The organism is Paraburkholderia dipogonis (genome assembly GCF_042680985.1).
GTDB lineage: Bacteria > Pseudomonadota > Gammaproteobacteria > Burkholderiales > Burkholderiaceae > Paraburkholderia > Paraburkholderia phytofirmans.
In genome coordinates this window covers 43045-63346 of record NZ_JBHUFR010000021.1, presented here as the reverse complement: position 1 = coordinate 63346, position 20302 = coordinate 43045, and the positions used below count along the sequence as shown (strand labels likewise).

The window sequence follows — 20302 nt, the reverse complement described above, 5'->3', positions numbered from 1 at the left end:
GCCCATACGGTTCTGATCCGGCCCTCACGGCGGCTTCCACGGACTGCACTCGCAGGGCTGCCCTTTCTTCTTCTACACTGGCGATTCACCGGTTCTGCGAGCCAGCCAAGGGGCGTTCCACATGAAAATCCACATTCGCGAGATCGATCACGTTGTCATTCGGGCGACGAACGTCGAGGCCATGGCGCGTTTCTATTGCGACGTGCTCGGCTGCAGCGTCGAGAAGGAACAGCGCGATCTGGGCCTGACACAGTTGCGAGCGGGGCGCTCGCTGATCGATCTGTTGCAGGTGGGCGGCAAACTCGACCACGCGGAAAACGGCGTGCCGGGCGCCGGGCGGAACATGGATCACGTGTGTTTGCGCATCGATCCGTTCGACGCCGAAGCGCTCAAGGCGCATCTGGCCGAACACGGCGCGCGGCTTGGCGAACTAGGCCAGCGCTACGGCGCGGACGGCTATGGACAGTCACTGTATCTGTTCGACCCGGAAGGCAATATGGTCGAACTCAAGGGGCCGCCGGAAGCGGCGCGCGTCACGTCGCTCTAAGGCTTACGCCATTGAAGGAAGCGTCAGGCGTTGGCGGGCGCCTTCAACACCGTCCATTCGATTTTCACCGCATCGGCCTCGGCGCTGCCAAGCCACGCCTCGCCGTCCTGCACGGTGCATTGCAGCCGCATGGTCCGTTCGGCCAGCGAGCCGAGGGCCGTGGCGACGTCTTCGCCGAGCGTCCATACCGTCACGTTGCGCATGCGTTCCACCTTGTTGCGCACGCCCTGCCACCAGATGTCCGACGCGCGGCCGCCGTAGGCGATCACGATCACTTCGTTCGAGCGGCCGCTTGCCTTGGCGATGCGCCGTTCATCCGGCTGGCCGACTTCGATCCAGGTTTCGATCGCGCCGGTCAGATCCTTCTCCCACAGATCCGGTTCGTCCACATCCGACAAACCTTTGCAGAATTCGAGCCGCTCCTGCGCGAACAGCGCGAACGCGGCGACGCGAACCATCATCCGTTCGTCGGTTTCCGAGGGATGGCGTGCGATCGTCAGCGAATGGTCGGCGTAGTAATGCCGGTCCATGTTGGCGATCTGCAATTCCGCCTTGTAAATCGTCGATTTGAGAGCCATGCCGTTGCTAAACCAGGCGCTCGCTCCACCGGAGCGAACTGAAAAAGAATCGTCGACGGCGCGTTGCCGTTTTCCGTGTTTGTTGTACATCTTCTGTTCCTCCCGCGCCGTCAGCCGGCTGGCATACCGCGAGAGAAGCATTTATCGCGCCACTGTCGGTTCGAAAGCGGTGCCGTAGACCTCGCCAGCGGCTTCCCGCAAGGCTTCGAGCACGACCGAGGCCGCCGGAGAACGCAGGTGCGACTGGCGCGTGATGATACCGAATGTGTCCATCCTGCACGGTAAATCGATCGGTATCCGCTTCAGAACGCCATACTGTTGGTACTGACGCGCCACTTCGTCCGGTAAAACCGCCAACATGTCGCTTTGGAGCAGCAGGCTCGAAATCGCGAGAAAATTGTTGGTATTGACCACGTTTTGCGGCGGATTTAGCCCGATTTGCGAAAACATCAGATCGAAGCGATGACGCAAAACACTGCCCGGAGGATGTAAAACCCAGCTCGCGTTGACGATTCCACGCAGTGTCAAACCTGTCTCATTTTCGAGATGATGACCGGGACGCGCCACCACGCAAAGCGGTTCGTCGGCGAGCGGTTCGTAGCGCACTTCAGTTTTGAACTGATTCTGCCGCTCCAATACGCGGCCGATCATGATGTCCAGTTCGCCTTCCGCCAGTCGCGGCAGCATCACGTCGGAGGTTTCGACTTCGGCCCAAATTTGCAGTTGCGGATAGCGTTCCTTCACGCTGGCGATCGCGCGCGGCACCATGGTCGCTGCGGCCGCCGCGATCACGCCGATCCGCACTTGCCCCGCGAGCCCCGAACGCAACGCCGAGATTTCGTCGTGCGCATGGCTCAGATTCGACAGCACCATGCGTGCATGACGGATCATGACTTCGCCATACAGCGTGGCATGCATGCCATGCGGCGTGCGGTCGAACAGGCTCACTTCCAGCATGTCCTCGAGCTCTTTCAGCAGACGCGACGCGGCGGGCTGGGTCATGCCGAGCACGTCGGCGGCACGCCGGACGTTGCCTTCCTCTTCCATTGCCGCGAGCAATAGCAACTGCCGCGTCTTGAGCCGCGCCCGCACGAACCAGTTCGAGTAGCTACGTGTCATGGCCTGTCTCCGACCTGTTTCCGATGAGGCGGCTCGCAGTCACGAGCCGCAAACGCTGCCAAGGCAAGGCTCCATCATGCCATACCGGAATTGATATCGGGATAGCCTAAAAAGGGATTGGAAAGTTATTGGGGCGGCTCATACCATTCGTGGACTTTCTGAGCTTCCTTACGTGGCGCCTTTCCGTCGATGAACCGCGATCCGCTCGTCCCACTCGTTGCAAGTCCGTTGCGCCATTACATCAATGGCGGATGGGAGACGGGCGCGACCACGGGCGTCTCGCTCAATCCATCGGACCTGGACGATCCGGTCGGCGAATATGTACGAGCCGACGTGCGGCAAACCGATATGGCCATCGAAGCGGCGCACGCGGCCTTCCGCGAGTGGTCGTTGGGTTCGGCGCAGCGCCGCGCGGACGCGCTCGACGCCATCGGCAGCGAGATGCTCGCGCGTCGCGACGAACTCGGCCGGCTGCTGGCGCGCGAAGTCGGCAAGACGCTGCCCGACGCCTTGACTGAAGCGACGCGTGCCGGGCAGATCTTCAAGCTCTGCGCGGCCGAGGCAATGCGCGCCTTCACTGAGCCCGTCGCGTCGGCACGTGCCGGCGTCGAGATCGACGTGACGCGCGAACCGCTCGGCGTGGTCGGCATCATCGCGCCATGGAGCGCGCCGCTGGCGGTTGCGGCGGCCAAGATCGGCGCGGCGCTCGCCCATGGCAATTGCGTCGTCTTCAAGCCGGCCGAATCGACGCCGGCTTGCGCGGCGGCGCTGGCCTCGATCATCAGCCGCGCCGGTTTGCCCGCGGGCGTGTTCAACCTCGTGATGGGCAGCGGCCGTCAGGTCGGCGCGCGAATCGCCGCGCATCCGCTGACGGCGGCGATCAGCTTCACCGGTTCGGCGGAAACCGGCACGCGCGTGCTGCAAACCGCCGTCGCGCGCCAAGCGCGCGTGCAACTGGAGATGGGCGGCAAGAATCCCTTCGTCGTATTGGCCGACGCCGATCTCGAAGGCGCCGTCGACGCCGCCTTGAGCGGCGCCTATGGCTCGACGGGCCAACGCAGCACCGCGGCGGCGCGACTGATCGTCGAAGGCGCGGTGTTCGAACCGTTCGTGGACGCATTGCAGGCGAAGCTCGCCAGACTCTCGATCGATCACGCCTTGAAGCACGGCACGGATATGGGTCCCGTGGCCAACGCCGTGCAGTTGGAGCGCAATCTCGACTACGTGCGCATCGGTCAGCAGGAAGGCGCGCAATTGCTGAGCGGCGGCCGGCAACTGGAACGCGCGACACGTGGCTATTTTTTCGAACCGGCGCTCTTTATCGGCGAATCAGAACACCGTGTCGCGCGGGAGGAAATCTTCGGCCCCGTCGCCGTCGTGCTGCGCGCGGACGACTACGACCACGCGCTGCATCTCGCGAACGACACCGCTTACGGTCTGTGCGCCGGCATTTGCACGCGCTCGCTCAATCGGGCGCGGCATTTCCGCCGTCATGTGCATAGCGGCCTCGTCACGATCAATCTGCCGACCACTGCCGTCGAGCATCACGCGCCCGGCGGCGGCCGCAAAGCGTCCGCTTATGGTGCGACGGACGCGGCCTTCTGGAGCGCTGTCAAAACGGCGTACGTGGCGGGCTGATGGTCATGCGATCGCTTCACCTCACCACGCACCCCAACGTTCATCCGCGTCCCGGCTGACGCCGCCGTGCATCACCCGCTGCAATCAAACAAATCAACGCAGCTTTTTTAACTTCAGGAGACAGATATGACCAGCAAGCTTCGCCGTTTGACGCTATCCGCGATGGCGGCCGCCGCCCTCGCCGCGCCTTTTGCCATGCAACTTTCCGCGCACGCGGATGCGCCGCTCAAAGTCGGCTTCCTCGTGAAGATGCCGGAGCAGGCATGGTTCATCAACGAACAGAAAGCCGCGAGCGCGCTCGGCCAGAAGGACGGCTTCTCCGTGGTGAACATCGGCACGCCGGACGGTGAAAAAGTGCTGGCCGCGATCGACAACCTCGGCGCACAAGGCGCCAAAGGCTTCGTGATTTGCGCGCCCGACGTGCGTCTCGGACCGGCGATCCAGGCGCGGGCCAAGCGCTACAACATGAAGTTCGTCACCGTCGACGATCAACTGGTCGACTCGACCGGCAAGCCGCTGCCGAACGTGCCGCATCTGGGCATGTCTGCGTTCAAGATCGGCAATCAGGTCGGCACCGCTATCGCCGAAGAGATGAAGCGCCGTGGCTGGAAGCCGGAAGAAGTCGGCGCGCTGCGCATCACGAACTACGAATTGCCGACCGCGAAACTGCGCACCGACGGCGCGACGCAATCGCTGCTGGCCGGCGGCTTCAAGAAGGAAAACATCTTCGACGCCCCGCAAAAGACGACGGACGACGAAGGCGGTTTCAACGCCTCCTCACCGGTGCTCGCACAGCATCCGAACATCAAGAAGTGGGTGATCTTCGCGCTCAACGAAGAAAGCGTGCTGGGCGGCGTACGCGCGACCGAGCAATTGCACATTCCCGCCGCGGACGTGATTGGTGTCGGCATCAACGGCGCGGGCGAAGCGTTCGCCGAATTCCAGAAGAAGGAACCGACGGGCTTCTACGGCACGATCGCCGTGAGCTCGACGATGCACGGCAAGGAAAGCACGGAGAACCTCGTCGAGTGGATCAAGGACGGCAAGCAGCCGCCCGCCGATACGCAGACCACCGGCAAGCTGATGGTGCGTAGCAACTGGCAGGACGTGCGCAAAGAACTCGGCATTTAAGCGGTATTCGAGTTCGCACGCTGCGGGCCGCTTCTCGCTCAGGCGAGAGCGGTCCGCACAGGTTGTTCACCAGCTTGAGGTTTTTCGATGACGTTCTCACACACCGAGTCCCACGCCGCGCAAGCAGCGCCCTCGCCTGCGCTCGCCTCCACCGAGCCGTATCTGCGGCTCGACGGCATCACCGTGCGCTTTCCCGGCGTGCTCGCGCTCGACCAGGTGTCGCTCGAAGTGCGGCGCGGCGAAGTGCACGGCTTGATGGGCGAAAACGGCGCCGGCAAGTCGACGCTGCTCAAGGTGTTGTCCGGCGTGAATCAACCGGCGGCGGGCACCTTGTCGCTCGACGGCGTCGAACAGCAATTCACCACGACGAAGGCCGCGATTGCCGCGGGCGTGGCGATCATCTATCAGGAACTGCATCTCGTGCCGGAACTGACGGTTGCGGAAAATCTGATGCTCGGCGCCCTGCCGAATCGCTTCGGCGTACTGGACGAAAAAGCGCTGGTCGCGCGTGCCGTGCGCGAACTGGAACGGCTCGGAGAAAGAATCGATCCGTCGCAGCAGGTCAAGAATCTTTCGATCGGCCAACGGCAAATGATCGAAATCGGCAAGGCGCTGATGCGCGACGCGCGCGTGATCGCATTCGACGAACCGACCAGTTCGCTGTCGTCGCGTGAGACGACGCAATTGTTCCGGATCATTCGCGCATTGAAGGCCGAAGGACGCGCGATCATCTACGTCACGCATCGGATGGATGAAGTCTACGAACTGTGCGATCGCGTCACCGTGTTTCGCGACGGTCGCCGCATCGATACATTTGAAGCGGGTGAAGGACTCGACCGTGATCGCCTGATCAGCTGCATGGTGGGCCGCTCGATCGCCGACGTGTACGGCTATCGCTCGCGCGATCTCGGCGACGTGCAACTCGACGTGAAGGAAATGATGGGACGCGGCCTGCGCGAGCCGGCTTCTTTCACGGCACGCAAAGGCGAAATCGTCGGCTTCTTCGGGCTAGTCGGCGCGGGACGCTCCGAGCTGATGAAGCTCATCTATGGCGCGGTCAAACCGGATGCCGGGGAGATCACGCTTAAAGGCAAGCGCGTGCGTTTTGCCACACCGCGCGATGCCGTGCGCGCGGGCGTGGCGTTGTGTCCCGAAGACCGCAAGCAGGAAGGCATCGTTTCGATCGCCTCGGTATCGGACAACCTCAACATCAGCTGCCGGCGCCATTTCAGCCGCTTCAACGTGCTCAACGGACGCAAGGAAGCGCAGACCGCCAAAGAGTTCATCGGCAAGCTCGCGATCAAGACGCGCAACGGCGACACGCCCATCGGCACGCTGTCCGGCGGCAATCAGCAGAAGGTGATTCTGTCGCGCTGGCTCGCCGAAGACATCGACGTTTTCCTGATGGACGAACCCACGCGCGGCATCGATGTCGGCGCGCGCAGCGAGATTTATGGGCTTTTGTATGGGCTCGCCGAAGCGGGCCGCACGGTGATCGTCGTGTCGAGCGATCTCGCCGAAGTGATCGGCGTGACGGATCGCGTGATCGTAATGAAGGAAGGTCGCATCGTCGGCGATCTGCCCAAGGCGCAGGCCACGCCGGATGCGCTGATCAAGCTCGCCCTGCCCCGCTGACGCCGCCTTGAATCCTCAACACAGCGAAGCAACCGAATCGAATTACGGCATAGCCATAGAAACGGAATAAACACCATGCAGACACCTTCAACCGATTCCTCCACCCCAGCGGTCGCCTCAGCGGGCTTGAGCGCGCGCGCCGCGCGCACCTGGGACCTGATCAACAAGTCCGGCATCGTGATGGTGTTCGTGATTCTGTTTGCGGCTTTGTCGTTCACCGTGCCGGATTTTTTGAGCTCGCGAAACATCCAGGGCTTGCTGCTCTCCGTCACGCTGATCGGCTCGATCTCCGTGACGATGATGTTCGTTCTCGCGCTCGGCGAAGTGGATTTGTCGGTGGCGTCGATCGTCGCGTTCGCGGGCGTGGTGGCGTCGACCTTGATCACCGCGACGCATAGCGTGATGCTCGGCGTCGCGGCCGGCGTGCTTGCGGGTGGCGCGGTTGGACTCGTCAACGGCGTGCTGGTCGCGCGCTACAAGATCAATTCGCTGATCGTTACGCTGGCCATGATGGAGGTCGTGCGCGGCCTCGCCTACATCACCTCGAACGGCGACGCCGTGATGATCTCCGAAGAACGTTTCTTCGACCTCGGCGGCGGCGCGTTTCTCGGCATTTCGTATCCGATCTGGAGCAACATCGTCGGCTTCGTGCTGTTCGGCTTTTTGCTGAAGAAAACTGTGTTCGGCAAGAACGTACTCGCCGTCGGCGGCAATAGCGAGGCTGCGTTGCTGGCGGGCTTGCCGGTGACGCGGATCAAGATCACAGTGTTCGTATTGCAGGGCCTCGTCACCGGATTTGCAGGCGTGATGCTTGCGTCGCGTATGAGTCTGGGCGATCCGAAGACCTCGGTCGGCCTCGAACTCGGCGTGATTTCCGCATGCGTGCTCGGCGGCGTCTCGCTCACGGGCGGCGTCGCGACGATTTCCGGTGTGCTGGTCGGCGTGCTGATCATGGGCTCGGTGCAGGACGCCATGAGCCTGCTCAACGTGCCGACCTTTTACCAATACCTTATTCGCGGCGGGATCCTGCTGCTGGCGGTGCTGTTCGACCAGTTCCGCCGCAGCAAGCGCGTGCACTGAAGCGCGCCCCGCCCCCACGTTTGCCAACAGGAGATTTCATGGCTGATTCGAACCAGACTAAAAAGCCGCTACGCAGCCAGGCGTGGTTCGGCCTCAAGGACCGCGACGGTTTTCTACATCGCTCGTGGATGAAAAACCAGGGCATCCCGCACGACGAATTCGACGGACGCCCGGTGATCGGCATTTGCAATACGTGGTCGGAACTGACGCCGTGTAACGCGCATTTTCGCGAGCTGGCGGAGTACGTGAAGAAAGGCGTGCATGAAGCCGGCGGCTTGCCGCTCGAATTCCCGGTGATGTCGCTCGGCGAGACTAATTTGCGGCCTACCGCGATGCTGTTTCGCAACCTCGCCTCCATGGACGTCGAGGAGTCGATTCGCGGCAATCCGATGGACGGCGTGATTCTGCTGGTCGGCTGCGACAAGACCACGCCCGCGCTGCTGATGGGCGCGGCGTCGTGCAATTTGCCCGCGCTGGCCGTTTCCGGCGGCCCGATGCTTAACGGCCGGTTTCGCGGCAAGAACATCGGCTCCGGCACGGGCGTCTGGCAGATGTCCGAGGAAGTGCGCGCCGGCACCCTGACGCAGGAAGAATTCACCGAAGCCGAGTCGTGCATGAACCGCTCGCGCGGCCACTGCATGACGATGGGCACGGCGTCGACCATGGCCTCGATGGTCGAATCGCTCGGCATGGGCTTGCCGCACAACGCGGCGATTCCCGCCGTCGACGCGCGCCGCCAGGTGCTCGCGCATCTTGCGGGCCGGCGCATCGTCGACATGGTGCGCGAGGATCTGACGATGGACAAGATCCTCACGCGCCAGGCCTTCGAAAACGCGATCCGCACGAATGCGGCGATCGGCGGCTCGACCAATGCGGTCGTCCATCTGATTGCGCTCGCCAAGCGCATTGGCGTGGAGTTGTCGCTTGAGGATTGGGAGCTGGGGTCGAACGTGCCGTGTCTGGTGAATCTGCAACCGTCCGGTGAATATCTGATGGAGGACTTTTACTACGCGGGCGGCTTGCCGGCGGTGTTGAAGCAACTCGGCGAGCAAGGGCTCTTGCACAAAGAAGCGTTGACCGTGAACGGCAAGACCCTTTGGGATAACGTGCGCAACGCCCCGAATCACGACGAGAAGGTCATCACGACGTTCGCCGAGCCGTTCAAGCCGAAGGCCGGCATCGCGGTGCTCAAGGGCAATCTCGCGCCGAATGGCGCGGTGATCAAGCCTTCGGCGGCAACGGCGTCGTTGCTCAAGCATCGCGGTCGCGCGGTGGTGTTCGAGAACATCGAGGAACTGCACGCGAAGATCGACGACGAGTCGCTCGATATCGACGAGCATTGCATCATGGTGCTCAAGGGCGCGGGGCCGAAGGGGTATCCGGGCTTCGCGGAAGTCGGCAATATGCCGCTGCCGAAAAAGGTGCTGCAAAAAGGCATCACGGACATGGTGCGCATTTCCGACGGCCGCATGAGCGGCACGGCGTACGGCGCGGTGGTGCTGCATGTGTCGCCGGAAGCGGCCGCGGGCGGCCCGCTCGCGTTCGTGCAGACCGGCGACATGATCGAACTGGACGTCGAAGAACGCCGCCTGCATCTCGACGTCACCGACGAGGAACTCGCGCGCCGGCGCGCCGCATGGCAGGCGCCCGAGGCGCCAAAGCGCGGCTACTACAAGCTCTACGTCGAGCACGTGCTGCAAGCCGACCAGGGCGCGGATCTCGACTTCCTGGTGGGATCGAGCGGCGCTCCGGTGCCGCGCGATTCACACTGAGCGGCTGTTCATGCGTTAAACGGTTGTTCCCTGCGCTTTGCGAGAAGGCGTACTGCCGATGCGGATCGAGACAATCCGCATCGGCTTTTTTCTGTCCGTTCAGAAGCGAAGCAAGTGTACGCAAATAAAATCGGCCGGGCATTGTCATGCCAAGCCGATTTTTTTAACTCACAGCTTCACCACCTCCGGCTTATCAAGTCAGAGGACAGACGCGCAAAATTACATTCCGGCTTTTCGCCGGAATGGACGGCGTTCAGCTTATTGCTTGATGAATCGGTCGTTTGCCCAAAGGCCTTGCGTATCGCTATTGCCGGAATTCACGAATTCGATGTCGTGACCGACCACGCGGACGACACGGAAGCTCGAGTTTTCCGGAGTGGAAACACATTGATATCCGGAGAAGAATTCCTGCATTTTTTGCTGTTCGCCGGCTTGCGCATGCTGGTCGGCGGCGTCGAGTTTATCCTTCGACAGGCAGCCATACGCGTTGGCCTTGAACTGGATGGTTTGCTGCGGCTTGATCATGACGTCTTGCGCCTGAACAGTAGCGGCAGCCAATCCCGCAATGGCGAAAACAACGGCAATTCGCATTTTCATATTTTCCTCCGGTGCGGGTGGATACTCAGGTTAGCTATGTATTTAACTTTAACTTTGAACCCGCATCTTGCACTTTAGGAGAACGCGAGAGAACGACAAGCACATCTTGTGTGCGGTCGCAACAGCGGCGAAATGTCGCACCGTCATTTGCACCTGCTTAATCGTTGGGCAACGGCCTAATTGGCTGCGGTTGCAACGGATAATAAAAAGGCAAGCAGGCCACGCCGCTTTAACCAGTAAAGCTTTGCGGCGTGTATTCGCGTAAACGAGAGGCGTCAATTAAGTGATTTACTACAATTAATCCGCGCATTTGGTGCGTTGCACACCAAGTCATTCAACGGACTAAAGCAGAGTCACGAAATAACGGTGTGCTTGCAGAAGATAAAGAGTGCCAGCTTGACGAACGGTGCGCGCAGGGGCGCCATAAAAGGCAGCCTGCGCCTTTCGTGAAATCAGTCGACGCGTCGATTCGCCTCGAAGAACTCGGACTGGAACATGCACATTCGCAAAGCGTTGTGATAGCTGCCATTACCGAAAAATTCCTCGATCAACTCGGCTTCGTGTCTGAAGCCGCACTTTTCATAAACGTGAATCGCCGCCGTATTCGACTTGTCGACGATCAGATAGACCTTGCGCAAGTTCAGCACCGAAAAGGCATAGTCGGTGGCGAGCTGGGTGGCGAGGGTCGCGTAGCCGCGGCCTTGCGCATGCGGCGCGATGATGATCTGAAACTCACCGCGTCGGTGAATATAGTCCAGCTCGATCAACTCGACCACGCCGACGGTTTGCCCCTCGTTGTCGATCGCCACGAAGCGTCGCTCGCGCAGATCGTGCACGTGCTGGTCGTACAGCTGGGTCAGTTCCGAGAAGGTTTCATACGGCTCCTCGAACCAGTAACGCATGATTTTCGCGTTGTTGTTCACTTCATGGACAAAGCGCAGATCGGTGCGCTCGAGCGGGCGCAAAGTGAGTTCGCTGCTGCGTTCGGTTGTCATTGGAATTCCCCTCAAGAATTTTTGGTTTGAATGCGCGCGGTTTGTGCGGGCTTGCGCGCTTTCCAGTTAGTCAGGGCACCGTGCGAGGAGTTCTTGCAAGCTATCTCGTCCCCACGAGACTTTCTTACGATAAGCCAGGCGCCATGCGGGTGCCGCACGCGCAGGGCGTCGCGTCGTCGCAGAGCCGCCCCCGGCGCGAACGCGGCAATTGTGAGGTGCGCGGCACGGTACGGGTACGCGCGGTGCTCTACAATGAAATCATGCTCCTGCAATCGGAGGCTGCCGTGATCGAGAACTTGATATTGGGTGCGTTTCTGGTCATTCCGCTGCTCATCGTCGCCTTTCTTTTCTCCGACGAATTGTGGCAAGAACACCGGCATTTGCACGAGATGCGACCGATGCACGTAAGACCGCGCCGCATCGACTGGCGGCATCCGCTGCGCCGTTCGCGGGATCGTCTCTGACGCGCTGTGCTTGCCAGCCCGGTCCGCCTGCGTGCCGCCCTGCACGAATCAACTCGCCGCCCTAAAATAGCGGCCCGTTGAACAGGAGGATTCGTGCGCAAACTGATGTCATTGATGCTGCTGGCTGCAACCGCCATCACCTTCGTGCCGACTACCGCCGAAGCGCATTCGCGAGTGGTGTGCAAGCGCGTGTGGGTACATGGCCGTCTGGTAAATCGTTGCCACCGCGTGCCGGCGCCGCGTCACCACCGTCATCATCGGCGTCCGCCACCGCCGCATCATGGTCCGCCGCCGTACCATCGGTAGCAAAATCAAACCCGCCGTGTGCGGGTTTTTTTAATGCGTGCCGCGAGCGCGGCGGCGAGGCAACCCAAGGCAAATAAAAAAGCCTGCCCGTGTCGGGCAGGCTAAAAAGAGATCCACACTCAATGCCTTGCGAGAACCAAGGCAAGGACCAGTCTAGCCGTACGGTGCAAGCGGCTGGTTTCAGCGGCCTTTACACATGTTACGGCGCATGACCGCGCGCGGAACCGGGCGATGCATCGCCTCAGTCGGCGCGCCAATGTGAGCGAATACGTTTGGCGAGCGCTTCGAGCGTGTCCGCGTCGGCGACGTCGCGCGCATGCATTCGCAGTGGCTGGCCTTCCCAGCGCGGGATCACGTGAAAATGCACATGCGGCACGGTTTGTCCCGCTGCGGCGCCGTTGAATTGTCCGATGAACACGCCGTCCGGCCGCAACGCCGCGCGCACCGCGATCGCGAGCTTCTGCGTCATGCGCATGCAGGCCACCGTCGAGGCATCCGACAACTCGAAAATCTCAGCGGCGGCTTCCTTCGGCACCACAAGCAAATGCCCGTCGGCTTGCGGCATCAGATCCATGAAGGCGAGGGCGGCATCGGTTTCGGCCACCTTGATGCAGGGCAGTTCGCCACGCAGAATCCTTGCGAAGGGATTGCTGTCGTCGTAGTTCATCGCGTTCCTCTTATCGTGGAAGGTCATATCGGGTAAGGCGCTGTTGCCGACATTGTCCATCACCTGTGTTACAGCACGCCCACGCGCGCTGCGCGTTTGATCGCCTGCGGCGGCTGACCGAACGCGCGCAGAAAGGCGCGCCGCATCCGCTCGGTATCGACGAAGCCCGTTTCAGCGGCCACCGCCTCCATGGAATGGCGGCCCGCTTCCAGCATGGCGCGCGCGGCCTCGACGCGCAATGCTTCGATGGCTTTGGCCGGCGATTGGCGGGTTTCGTCGCGAAACGCGCGGCTGAACTGGCGCGGGCTGAGATGCGCGACGTCGGCGAGCTGCTCGACAGTCAACGGTTCGCGCAGATGACTTTTGGCGTACGAGAGCGCGTTCTGAATGCGGTCGGATTTCGGCTCCAGGTCCAGCATGGCCGAGAACTGCGACTGGCCGCCGGTGCGGCGATGGTACACAACGAGCTTCTTGGCGATCGCGCGCGACACTTCCACACCGAGATCGTTTTCAACCAGCGCCAGACACAGATCGATGCACGCGGTCATACCCGCCGACGTCCACACCGAACCGTCGACGATAAAGATGCGGTCTTCATCCACGCGCGTTTGCGGAAAGCGTTGTTGCAGATCGCGGGCGTGAAACCAGTGGGTGGTCGCGTGGCGGCCGTCGAGAATCCCGGCCTCGGCCAGCACGAACGCACCCGTGCAAATGCTCGTGGTGCGCCGCGCCGCGCCGAGCGCCTCGTTCAGAAACGCCCGCAATCCCGGCGACGATGGCGCGATCTGCATTGCGCCGGTGACCACCACGGTGTCGTACGCCGGATCGCCGAACGGCCGGGTGGCGACCTCGACGCCCGCCGAACTGCGCACCATGCCGCCATGCTCGGAAATGATCTCTACCTCGTACTCAGGCTGGCCGGCCTCCAGGTTGGCCAGTTCGAAGATCGAGACCGCCACCATATCGAGGATCTGGAAGCCTGGAAAAACCACCACGCCGACGTGTCTCATCGCAATGTCCTAAAACGAGGTAAACACGACATTTGAGACAGCAGGCTACGCGTCTAGACTTGCTTCGTCAACACCGCAATGCCGCACAACAGCCAGGCAGCGGCGGCGGAGTTTCCCGGTTTTTCCCATTCACTTATCGGACAGGGCACAGGCGCGAAGCGCCACGCCCGCAAGGAGAGATTCAAATGGCAACGCAAACAGGCAAGGGCACGGCATTGGTGACGGGCGCATCGTCGGGTATCGGCGCGGTGTATGCGGACCGCCTCGCGCGGCGCGGCTATGACCTGATTCTGGTGGCGCGCGACGTGCAGCGGCTGAACGGCCTGGCCGAGCGTCTCACGACGGAAACCGGCCGCCACGTCGAAACGATCGGCGCGGACCTGACCGTCAAAGCCGACGTGCGCCGCATCGAAGAAAAGCTGCGTACGGATCGTGACATCACGATGCTGGTCAACAACGCCGGCGTCGGCGCGACCGCCTCGCTGATCGATTCGGACGTCGACGCGCTCGAAAAAATGATCGACCTGAACGTGACCGCGCTCACGCGCCTGACGGCGGCGGTCGTGCCGGGCCTGGTGGAGCGGGGCAACGGCATCGTGATCAATATTGCGTCGATCGTCGCGCTATCGCCGGAAACGTTGAACGGCACGTACAGCGGCACCAAGGCCTACGTTCTTAACTTGACGCAGTCGCTGCATCACGAAGTGGGTGGCAAGGGCGTGCAATTGCAGGCTGTGTTGCCGGGCGCCACCAGCACGGCGTTCTGGGACCGTGCGGGTCTCGCGGTCGAACATCTGCCGCAGCAGATCGTGATGACTGCCGAAGACATGGTGGACGCCGCGCTTGCCGGCCTCGACCAGGGCGAACTGGTGACGATTCCGTCGTTGCCGGATGCGGCGGATTGGGAACGCTTCAACGACGCACGTCAGCAATTGCAGCCGAACCTGTCGCATAAGCTGCCGGCCGCACGCTACACGCGCGGCGCCTCGGCGGCATAACGCCGGGACGGACTGAAACCGCCTTCAGCGCCAGTCAGTCGACACGTCGTCGGGATCGATCAACGTCAGTCCCGACGACGGCAACGGCAGCGCCGTCTTGTAACGCACCTGTTTGAGCGCGAAGCTCGAGCGGATATTGGAGATGCCCGGAATCTTCGTCAGATGATCGACGATGAAGCGCTCCAGCGTCTGCATATCCGGCATCACCACGCGCAGCAGATAGTCGGCGTCGCCGGTCATCAGATAGCACTCCATCACCTCGGGGCGCTCCGAAATCGCCCGCTCGAAACGCTGCAGCGCGTCTTCCACCTGCTTTTCCAGACTCACCTGAATGAACACGTTGATGCGCAGCCCGAGCGGCTCCGGGTTCAGCAACGTGACCTGCTGCTTGAACAGACCGAGCTTTTCGAGTGCCCGCACGCGGTTGAAGCACGGCGTGGGCGACAGGTTCACCGAGCGCGCCAGATCCGCATTGGTGATGCGCGCGTTCTGCTGCAACTGGCTGAGGATGCCGATGTCGATGCGGTCCAGCCGTCTGGGTGGCGTGGTCATAGATGAAATATTCTGTTGTGATGGCGAAATCAGGAATAAATAGCCTATCGCAGTCCGGGTTCACAAGCAAATGAGACGCTCATTTTGTGAGCACATGGTTACCATTGACTCACTCGATCTTGAACCGAACGCGTCGATGCGGGAGTGGTGCCATGACGGATTTGTCCAGCGGTAGCGAGCAGTTGCGGTTATCCAATCCACGACGCGTTGAAAGCGCGGAGCGGGCGGATACGGATCCGCAGGAAACCGCCGAATGGCTGGAGGCGCTCGATGCAGTCGTCGCGCATGTCGGCCGCGATCGCGCGCAGTTCCTGTTCGACAAGCTTGCAAGCCACGCGCTGTCGCTGGGTGTCGAATCGGCGCGCACCAATGTCACGCCGTACCAGAACACGATCCCGTTCGACCAGCAGCCGCGCTATCCGGGCAATCTCGAACTCGAAGAACGGCTCGCCGCCGCGCTGCGCTGGAATGCCTTGGCGATGGTGGTGCGCGCGAACCAGGCCTACGGCGAACTCGGCGGCCATATCGCGAGCTACGCGTCGGCGGCGGATCTGTTCGAGGTCGGCTTCAATCATTTCTTTCGCGCGGCCGCACCGGGCGGAGAAGAGGGCACGGGCGACCTCGTGTATTTCCAGCCGCATTCGTCTCCGGGTGTGTATGCGCGGGCTTACCTCGAAGGGTTCTTGAGCGAGCAGCATTTGCAGCACTATCGCCGCGAGATCGGCGGTCCGGGTTTGTGTTCGTATCCGCATCCGTGGCTGATGCCGGACTTCTGGCAGTTCCCGACCGGCTCGATGGGTATCGGCCCGATCAACGCGATTTATCAAGCGCGTTTCATGCGCTATCTCGCCAATCGTGGCCTCGTGCAAACGGAAGGCCGCAAGGTATGGGGTTTTTTCGGCGACGGCGAAATGGACGAGCCGGAATCGACCGGCGCGCTCTCGCTGGCCGCGCGCGAGGGGCTCGACAATCTCGTGTTCGTGATCAACTGCAATCTGCAGCGGCTCGACGGGCCGGTGCGCAGCAATGGCCGCATCATCGATGAACTGGAAGCGCACTTCGTCGGCGCCGGCTGGAATGTGATCAAGGTGATCTGGGGCTCCGACTGGGACGCGCTGTTCTCGCGCGACCGCACGGGCGCCTTGCTGCGCGCGTTCGCCCATACCGTCGACGGCCAGTTCCAGACCTTCTCGGCTAACGACGGCGCGTATAACCGTGAACGCTTCTTCGGCCAGAACCCGGAGCTTGCCGCGCTCGCCGCGCAATTGAGCGATGACGACATCGACCGTCTGCGCCGCGGCGGCCACGACGTGCGCAAACTGCACGCGGCCTACGCGAAGGCGCTCGAACATCGCGGCCAGCCGACGGTCATTCTCGCGAAGACGATGAAGGGCTTCGGCATGGGCACCTCGGGCCAGGGCCGCATGACCACGCATCAGCAAAAGAAGCTGGGCTTCGATGACCTCAAGGCGTTTCGCGATCGCTTCCGCCTGCCGCTCACGGACGAGGACGTCGAACAGGTGAAGTTTTACAAACCCGCGGAAGACAGCCCGGAAATGCACTACCTGCATTCACGCCGGGCGGCTCTCGGAGGCTATCTGCCCAGAAGGCGGAGAGTTGCATCGAAGGGGCTGACCGTCCCGCCGGTGTCCTCCTGGGGGCAATTTTCGCTGGACTCGAACGGCCGCGAGATGTCCACGACGATGGCGCTCGTCCGCATGCTGACCGCGCTGCTCAAGGATCAGGACGTCGGCCCGCGTGTGGTGCCGATCGTCGCCGACGAAGCGCGCACTTTCGGCATGGCGAACATGTTCCGCCAGGTCGGGATCTATTCGCCGCTCGGGCAGTTGTACGAGCCCGAAGATCTCGGCTCGATGCTGTATTACCGCGAGGACACGAAAGGCCAGATTCTGGAGGAGGGCATTTCGGAAGCGGGCGCGGTGTCGTCGTGGATCGCGGCGGCGACGTCGTACAGCGTGCACGATCTGCCGATGCTGCCGTTCTACATCTACTACTCGATGTTCGGCTTCCAGCGCATCGGCGATCTGATCTGGGCCGCGGCGGATCAGCGTGCGCGCGGCTTCCTGATTGGCGCGACCTCGGGCAAGACGACGCTCGGCGGCGAGGGCTTGCAGCATCAGGACGGCTCGAGCCATCTGGCGGCATCGACGATTCCGAATTGCCGCGCGTACGACCCGGCGTTCGCGTACGAAGTTGCCGCGATCGTCGACGAGGGCATGCGTGAAATGGTCGAGCAGCAGCGCGACGTGTTCTATTACGTCACGGTGATGAACGAAAACTACGCGCAGCCTTCCGTGCCGGGCGGCGACTTGCAGGCGCTGCGTGAAGGGATTCTCAAGGGCCTCTATCCGCTGACGGTGCAAGTGCCGGCGCCGGATCAGGAGAGCACGCAAGCTCAGGTGCAGTTGCTCGGCGCGGGCGCGATTCTCGGCGAAGTGATTGCGGCGCAGCAGATGTTGAAGGGCGACTGGCAGATCGACGCCGCCGTGTGGAGCGTGACGAGCTTCACCGAGTTGCAGCGCGACGGCATGGCGGCGGAACGGCTCGCGCGTCTCGGCGAAGCGAGCGCAGCGCCGTATGTCACGCAGGCGCTCGATGCATCGCAAGGTCCGATCGTCGCCGCGACCGACTATGTACGCGCTGTGCCGGAACTGATTCGCGCGTACGTGCCGCGCCGGTATGTCACGCTCGGCACGGATGGTTTCGGCCGCAGCGATACGCGTCAGGCGTTGCGCGAGTTTTTCGAAGTGGACCGCAAGTCGATTGTGATCGCCGCGTTGAAGGCGCTGGTGGACGAGGGCGCAATTGACGCAAGCGTGCTTGTCGAAGCACGCAGCAAGTATCGCGGCGATGCGCCGGTCGGTGCCGCGTCGTGGCAATGCTAAGAAGCGCACACGTTAGAAACCGCCGTATGTACTGCCAGTGCTGGTGCCACTGCTACTGCTACCGCTACTGCCGCAAATGAAAACCCGCCCTGCAAACCGGCGCGTTTTCATTCCACGTTAGTAGACCCGCAGGCCGAACAATCAATCGCTGACCGCAACCTGATTCTTCCCATCCCGCTTCGCGCGATACAAGCCGACATCGGCCGCTTCGATCAGCTTCGTCACCGGTTCGGCGGCCGTGGGCACGAGCGTCGCCGCGCCGATGCTGATCGTCACGATGCCGGTCGCGGAGCCCGAATGCGGAATTGCCAGCCCTTCGATTGCAATGCGGACCTTTTCCGCGAGCAGGCGCAAGCCGCCCGACGATGTGCCCGGCACCACCACCGCGAACTCTTCGCCACCGAAGCGCGCCGCGAGGTCCGCCGAGCGCCCGAGGCACGATTCGACGGTATGCGCGACCGTCTTGAGGACTTCGTCGCCGGTAACGTGCCCGTAGGTATCGTTATAAGCCTTGAAGTTATCGACATCGATCATCAGAAAACCGAGGCCGGTCTTGTCGCGTGTGCTGCGACGCCATTCGGCGGCTAGGTATTGATCGAGGTAGCGGCGATTCGACAGGCCGGTCAGGCCGTCCGAATGCGTGAGCCGCTGCAATTCCAGATTCGTCGCGAGCAATTGCTGTTGCGATTGACGCAGCGCCTGGTAGGCCTCGTCGCGTTGAATCAGGTTCAGGTATGAACGCGAGTGATAGCGGATGCGCGCGATCAACTCGATGCGGTCGGGCAACTTCACCAGATAGTCGTTCGCGCCGGCAGCGAAGGCCGCGCTTTTCACGAGCGGCTCTTCTTTGGTCGACAACACGATGATCGGAATGTCGCGCGTCGCCGCATTCTGCCGGTACTGGCGCACGAGGGTGAGGCCGTCGGTGCCCGGCATCACGAGGTCCTGGAGGATCACCGTGGCGCGCGTTTCTGCGGCGCAGCGCAGCGCTTCTTCAGGCGAGGCGCAGTAGTGAAAGTCGACGCTCGGTTCGTCGGCCAGCGCCTGGCGGATCGCCTCGGCGATGATCGCCTGATCGTCGACCAGCAGCACCATGATCGGGCACTCGGCTGCGGGCGGATTGCCGAGGATGCGCGCGAGGGCATCGTCGATCGCGAGATTGGGGGCGTCCACCGCGTCCGACGCGAAATCCTGCGCGGCGGCGTTCTGATGCGGCTTAGGAGTGTCCATGATGTTCGGCCAGAATGAATGTGAGTGAATCGAAACGGCTCATAAGTGACGAATGCGTGCCTAGCGCGCGTTGACCGCCGTCGCGAGCGCGGCGGCGATGCGCGGCAACGGCAGGATCGCGGCGGCGGCGTCGAGTGCCGCGGCCGCTTTCGGCATTCCGTACACGGCGCTGGTCGCCTCGTCCTGCGCGATCGTGTGATAGCCCTTGGTGCGCATCGCCTTAAGTCCGATCGCGCCGTCGCGGCCCATGCCGGTCAGCAGCACGCCGACCGCGCGCGCCGGCCAGCGCGCCACCACGCTATGAAAGAACACGTCGACGGAAGGCCGGTAAGGCGTCTCTTCCGGCACGGGCGTATAGCCGAGCACATTGGGCAGTTTCAGATGCAGATGGTCGTCGGTGGCGGCGAGCAGCGCGACGCCCGCTTGCGGGCGGTCGCCTTCGCGGGCGATCCGCACCGGCACCGCCGATTGCTGGTTCAGCCAGTCCGCCATGCCGGCGGCGAACGCCGCGTCCACATGCTGCACGATCACGATAGCCGCCGCGAAATCCTTCGGCAGGCCGGCGAGCAGCGTGGCAAGCGCCGCCGGTCCGCCCGCCGATGCGCCGATCGCCACCAGCGGCGTGTCGCGATTCGTCGCGCAGGCGGGCGTTGCCGCGTCCGCCGCGCCAGGCGCGTTGCGTTCCTTGACGAGCGCCGCGATGCGGTCGATCTTCGCGATCAGCGTGGCGATGCTCTTGTGCGCGTCGGGACCGTTCAGCGAAGGCGTATCGACGGCATCGAGCGCGCCCGCGCCCATCGCTTCATAGACGCGCCACGCGTTCGCGCCCACGTCGACGGTGACGATCAGGATTGCGCACGGCGCGCGCGCCATGATGCGCCGCGTGGCCTCGATGCCGTCGACGTTCGGCATCACCAGATCCATCAACACGATGTCCGGGCGCTGCGCGGTGCAGAAATCGACCGCCTGCTGGCCGTCCTGCGCGATCCATAGCACTTCGTAGTCGTGGCGCGCCGCGAGCGCGCGGCGCAGCGCCTCGACGGCGAGCGGCATGTCGTTGACGATTCCGATTTTCAT

Annotated in this window: 18 protein-coding genes; 9 read left to right on the top strand and 9 right to left on the bottom strand. The window is 62.5% G+C overall.

Annotated features, from left to right (window positions below):
• Nucleotides 1–121 precede the first annotated feature (121 nt).
• Nucleotides 122–547 carry a VOC family protein gene (locus ACFSNN_RS26015; RefSeq protein ID WP_134457463.1) on the top strand — a complete coding sequence of 142 codons (426 nt, stop codon included), beginning with the start codon at nucleotides 122–124 and terminating at the stop codon, nucleotides 545–547.
• Nucleotides 548–570: 23 nt separating this feature from the next.
• Here ACFSNN_RS26015 and ACFSNN_RS26010 read toward each other — a convergent pair whose 3' ends face one another.
• Both ACFSNN_RS26010 and ACFSNN_RS26005 read right to left on the bottom strand, forming a co-directional pair.
• Nucleotides 571–1125, bottom strand: coding sequence for a YaeQ family protein (locus ACFSNN_RS26010; protein ID WP_106303025.1), 555 nt, complete (start codon nucleotides 1123–1125; stop codon nucleotides 571–573).
• Between the two features lie 141 nt (nucleotides 1126–1266).
• The gene (locus tag ACFSNN_RS26005; RefSeq protein WP_134457462.1) at nucleotides 1267–2244 is read right to left on the bottom strand and encodes a LysR family transcriptional regulator; all 978 of its coding nucleotides are present in this window, start codon (nucleotides 2242–2244) and stop codon (nucleotides 1267–1269) included.
• 189 nt (nucleotides 2245–2433) lie between these two features.
• On the opposite strand from ACFSNN_RS26005, the gene ACFSNN_RS26000 reads away from it, so the two are divergent.
• The 5 genes from ACFSNN_RS26000 to ACFSNN_RS25980 all read left to right on the top strand — a co-directional run bounded on the left by ACFSNN_RS26000 (nucleotide 2434) and on the right by ACFSNN_RS25980 (nucleotide 9500).
• Nucleotides 2434–3882, top strand: coding sequence for an aldehyde dehydrogenase family protein (locus ACFSNN_RS26000; protein WP_134457461.1), 1449 nt, complete (start codon nucleotides 2434–2436; stop codon nucleotides 3880–3882).
• A gap of 126 nt (nucleotides 3883–4008) precedes the next feature.
• The gene (locus ACFSNN_RS25995) at nucleotides 4009–5013 is read left to right on the top strand and encodes an arabinose ABC transporter substrate-binding protein (protein ID WP_134457460.1); all 1005 of its coding nucleotides are present in this window, start codon (nucleotides 4009–4011) and stop codon (nucleotides 5011–5013) included.
• An 87-nt stretch (nucleotides 5014–5100) separates the two neighbouring features.
• Nucleotides 5101–6648, top strand: a complete 1548-nt coding sequence (araG, locus tag ACFSNN_RS25990; RefSeq protein ID WP_134457459.1) for an L-arabinose ABC transporter ATP-binding protein AraG — start codon at nucleotides 5101–5103, stop codon at nucleotides 6646–6648.
• Between the two features lie 75 nt (nucleotides 6649–6723).
• Nucleotides 6724–7728 carry an L-arabinose ABC transporter permease AraH gene (araH, locus tag ACFSNN_RS25985; protein ID WP_106284922.1) on the top strand — a complete coding sequence of 335 codons (1005 nt, stop codon included), beginning with the start codon at nucleotides 6724–6726 and terminating at the stop codon, nucleotides 7726–7728.
• 38 nt (nucleotides 7729–7766) lie between these two features.
• Nucleotides 7767–9500, top strand: a complete 1734-nt coding sequence (locus ACFSNN_RS25980; RefSeq protein ID WP_134457458.1) for an IlvD/Edd family dehydratase — start codon at nucleotides 7767–7769, stop codon at nucleotides 9498–9500.
• A gap of 258 nt (nucleotides 9501–9758) precedes the next feature.
• Here the strand turns inward: ACFSNN_RS25980 and sap1 are convergent, their stop codons facing one another.
• Both sap1 and speG read right to left on the bottom strand, forming a co-directional pair.
• Complete coding sequence (sap1, locus tag ACFSNN_RS25975) at nucleotides 9759–10097, bottom strand: surface attachment protein Sap1 (RefSeq protein WP_012434866.1); 339 nt, start codon at nucleotides 10095–10097, stop codon at nucleotides 9759–9761.
• A 452-nt stretch (nucleotides 10098–10549) separates the two neighbouring features.
• Nucleotides 10550–11092, bottom strand: a complete 543-nt coding sequence (speG, locus tag ACFSNN_RS25970) for a spermidine N1-acetyltransferase (protein WP_012434867.1) — start codon at nucleotides 11090–11092, stop codon at nucleotides 10550–10552.
• A 143-nt stretch (nucleotides 11093–11235) separates the two neighbouring features.
• Here speG and ACFSNN_RS25965 point away from each other — a divergent pair, with 143 nt between their 5' ends.
• Entirely contained in the window at nucleotides 11236–11556 is a 321-nt protein-coding gene (locus tag ACFSNN_RS25965; protein ID WP_244322800.1) for a hypothetical protein, read from the top strand.
• A gap of 547 nt (nucleotides 11557–12103) precedes the next feature.
• Here ACFSNN_RS25965 and ACFSNN_RS25960 read toward each other — a convergent pair.
• Entirely contained in the window at nucleotides 12104–12529 is a 426-nt protein-coding gene (locus tag ACFSNN_RS25960) for an HIT family protein (RefSeq protein ID WP_106284957.1), read from the bottom strand.
• 68 nt (nucleotides 12530–12597) lie between these two features.
• The gene (locus ACFSNN_RS25955; protein ID WP_134457456.1) at nucleotides 12598–13539 is read right to left on the bottom strand and encodes a GlxA family transcriptional regulator; all 942 of its coding nucleotides are present in this window, start codon (nucleotides 13537–13539) and stop codon (nucleotides 12598–12600) included.
• Nucleotides 13540–13724: 185 nt separating this feature from the next.
• Here ACFSNN_RS25955 and ACFSNN_RS25950 point away from each other — a divergent pair, with 185 nt between their 5' ends.
• On the top strand, nucleotides 13725–14537 hold the full coding sequence (locus tag ACFSNN_RS25950) for an SDR family NAD(P)-dependent oxidoreductase (RefSeq protein ID WP_134457455.1): 813 nt from the start codon (nucleotides 13725–13727) through the stop codon (nucleotides 14535–14537).
• 24 nt (nucleotides 14538–14561) lie between these two features.
• Here ACFSNN_RS25950 and ACFSNN_RS25945 read toward each other — a convergent pair whose 3' ends face one another.
• On the bottom strand, nucleotides 14562–15089 hold the full coding sequence (locus ACFSNN_RS25945) for an Lrp/AsnC family transcriptional regulator (protein ID WP_134457454.1): 528 nt from the start codon (nucleotides 15087–15089) through the stop codon (nucleotides 14562–14564).
• A 152-nt stretch (nucleotides 15090–15241) separates the two neighbouring features.
• Here ACFSNN_RS25945 and mdeB point away from each other — a divergent pair, with 152 nt between their 5' ends.
• Entirely contained in the window at nucleotides 15242–17995 is a 2754-nt protein-coding gene (gene mdeB, locus ACFSNN_RS25940) for an alpha-ketoglutarate dehydrogenase (protein ID WP_134457453.1), read from the top strand.
• 141 nt (nucleotides 17996–18136) lie between these two features.
• Here the strand turns inward: mdeB and ACFSNN_RS25935 are convergent, their stop codons facing one another.
• Nucleotides 18137–19225 carry a diguanylate cyclase gene (locus ACFSNN_RS25935; protein WP_134457452.1) on the bottom strand — a complete coding sequence of 363 codons (1089 nt, stop codon included), beginning with the start codon at nucleotides 19223–19225 and terminating at the stop codon, nucleotides 18137–18139.
• Nucleotides 19226–19285: 60 nt separating this feature from the next.
• Nucleotides 19286–20302, bottom strand: a complete 1017-nt coding sequence (cheB, locus tag ACFSNN_RS25930; RefSeq protein WP_134457451.1) for a chemotaxis response regulator protein-glutamate methylesterase — start codon at nucleotides 20300–20302, stop codon at nucleotides 19286–19288.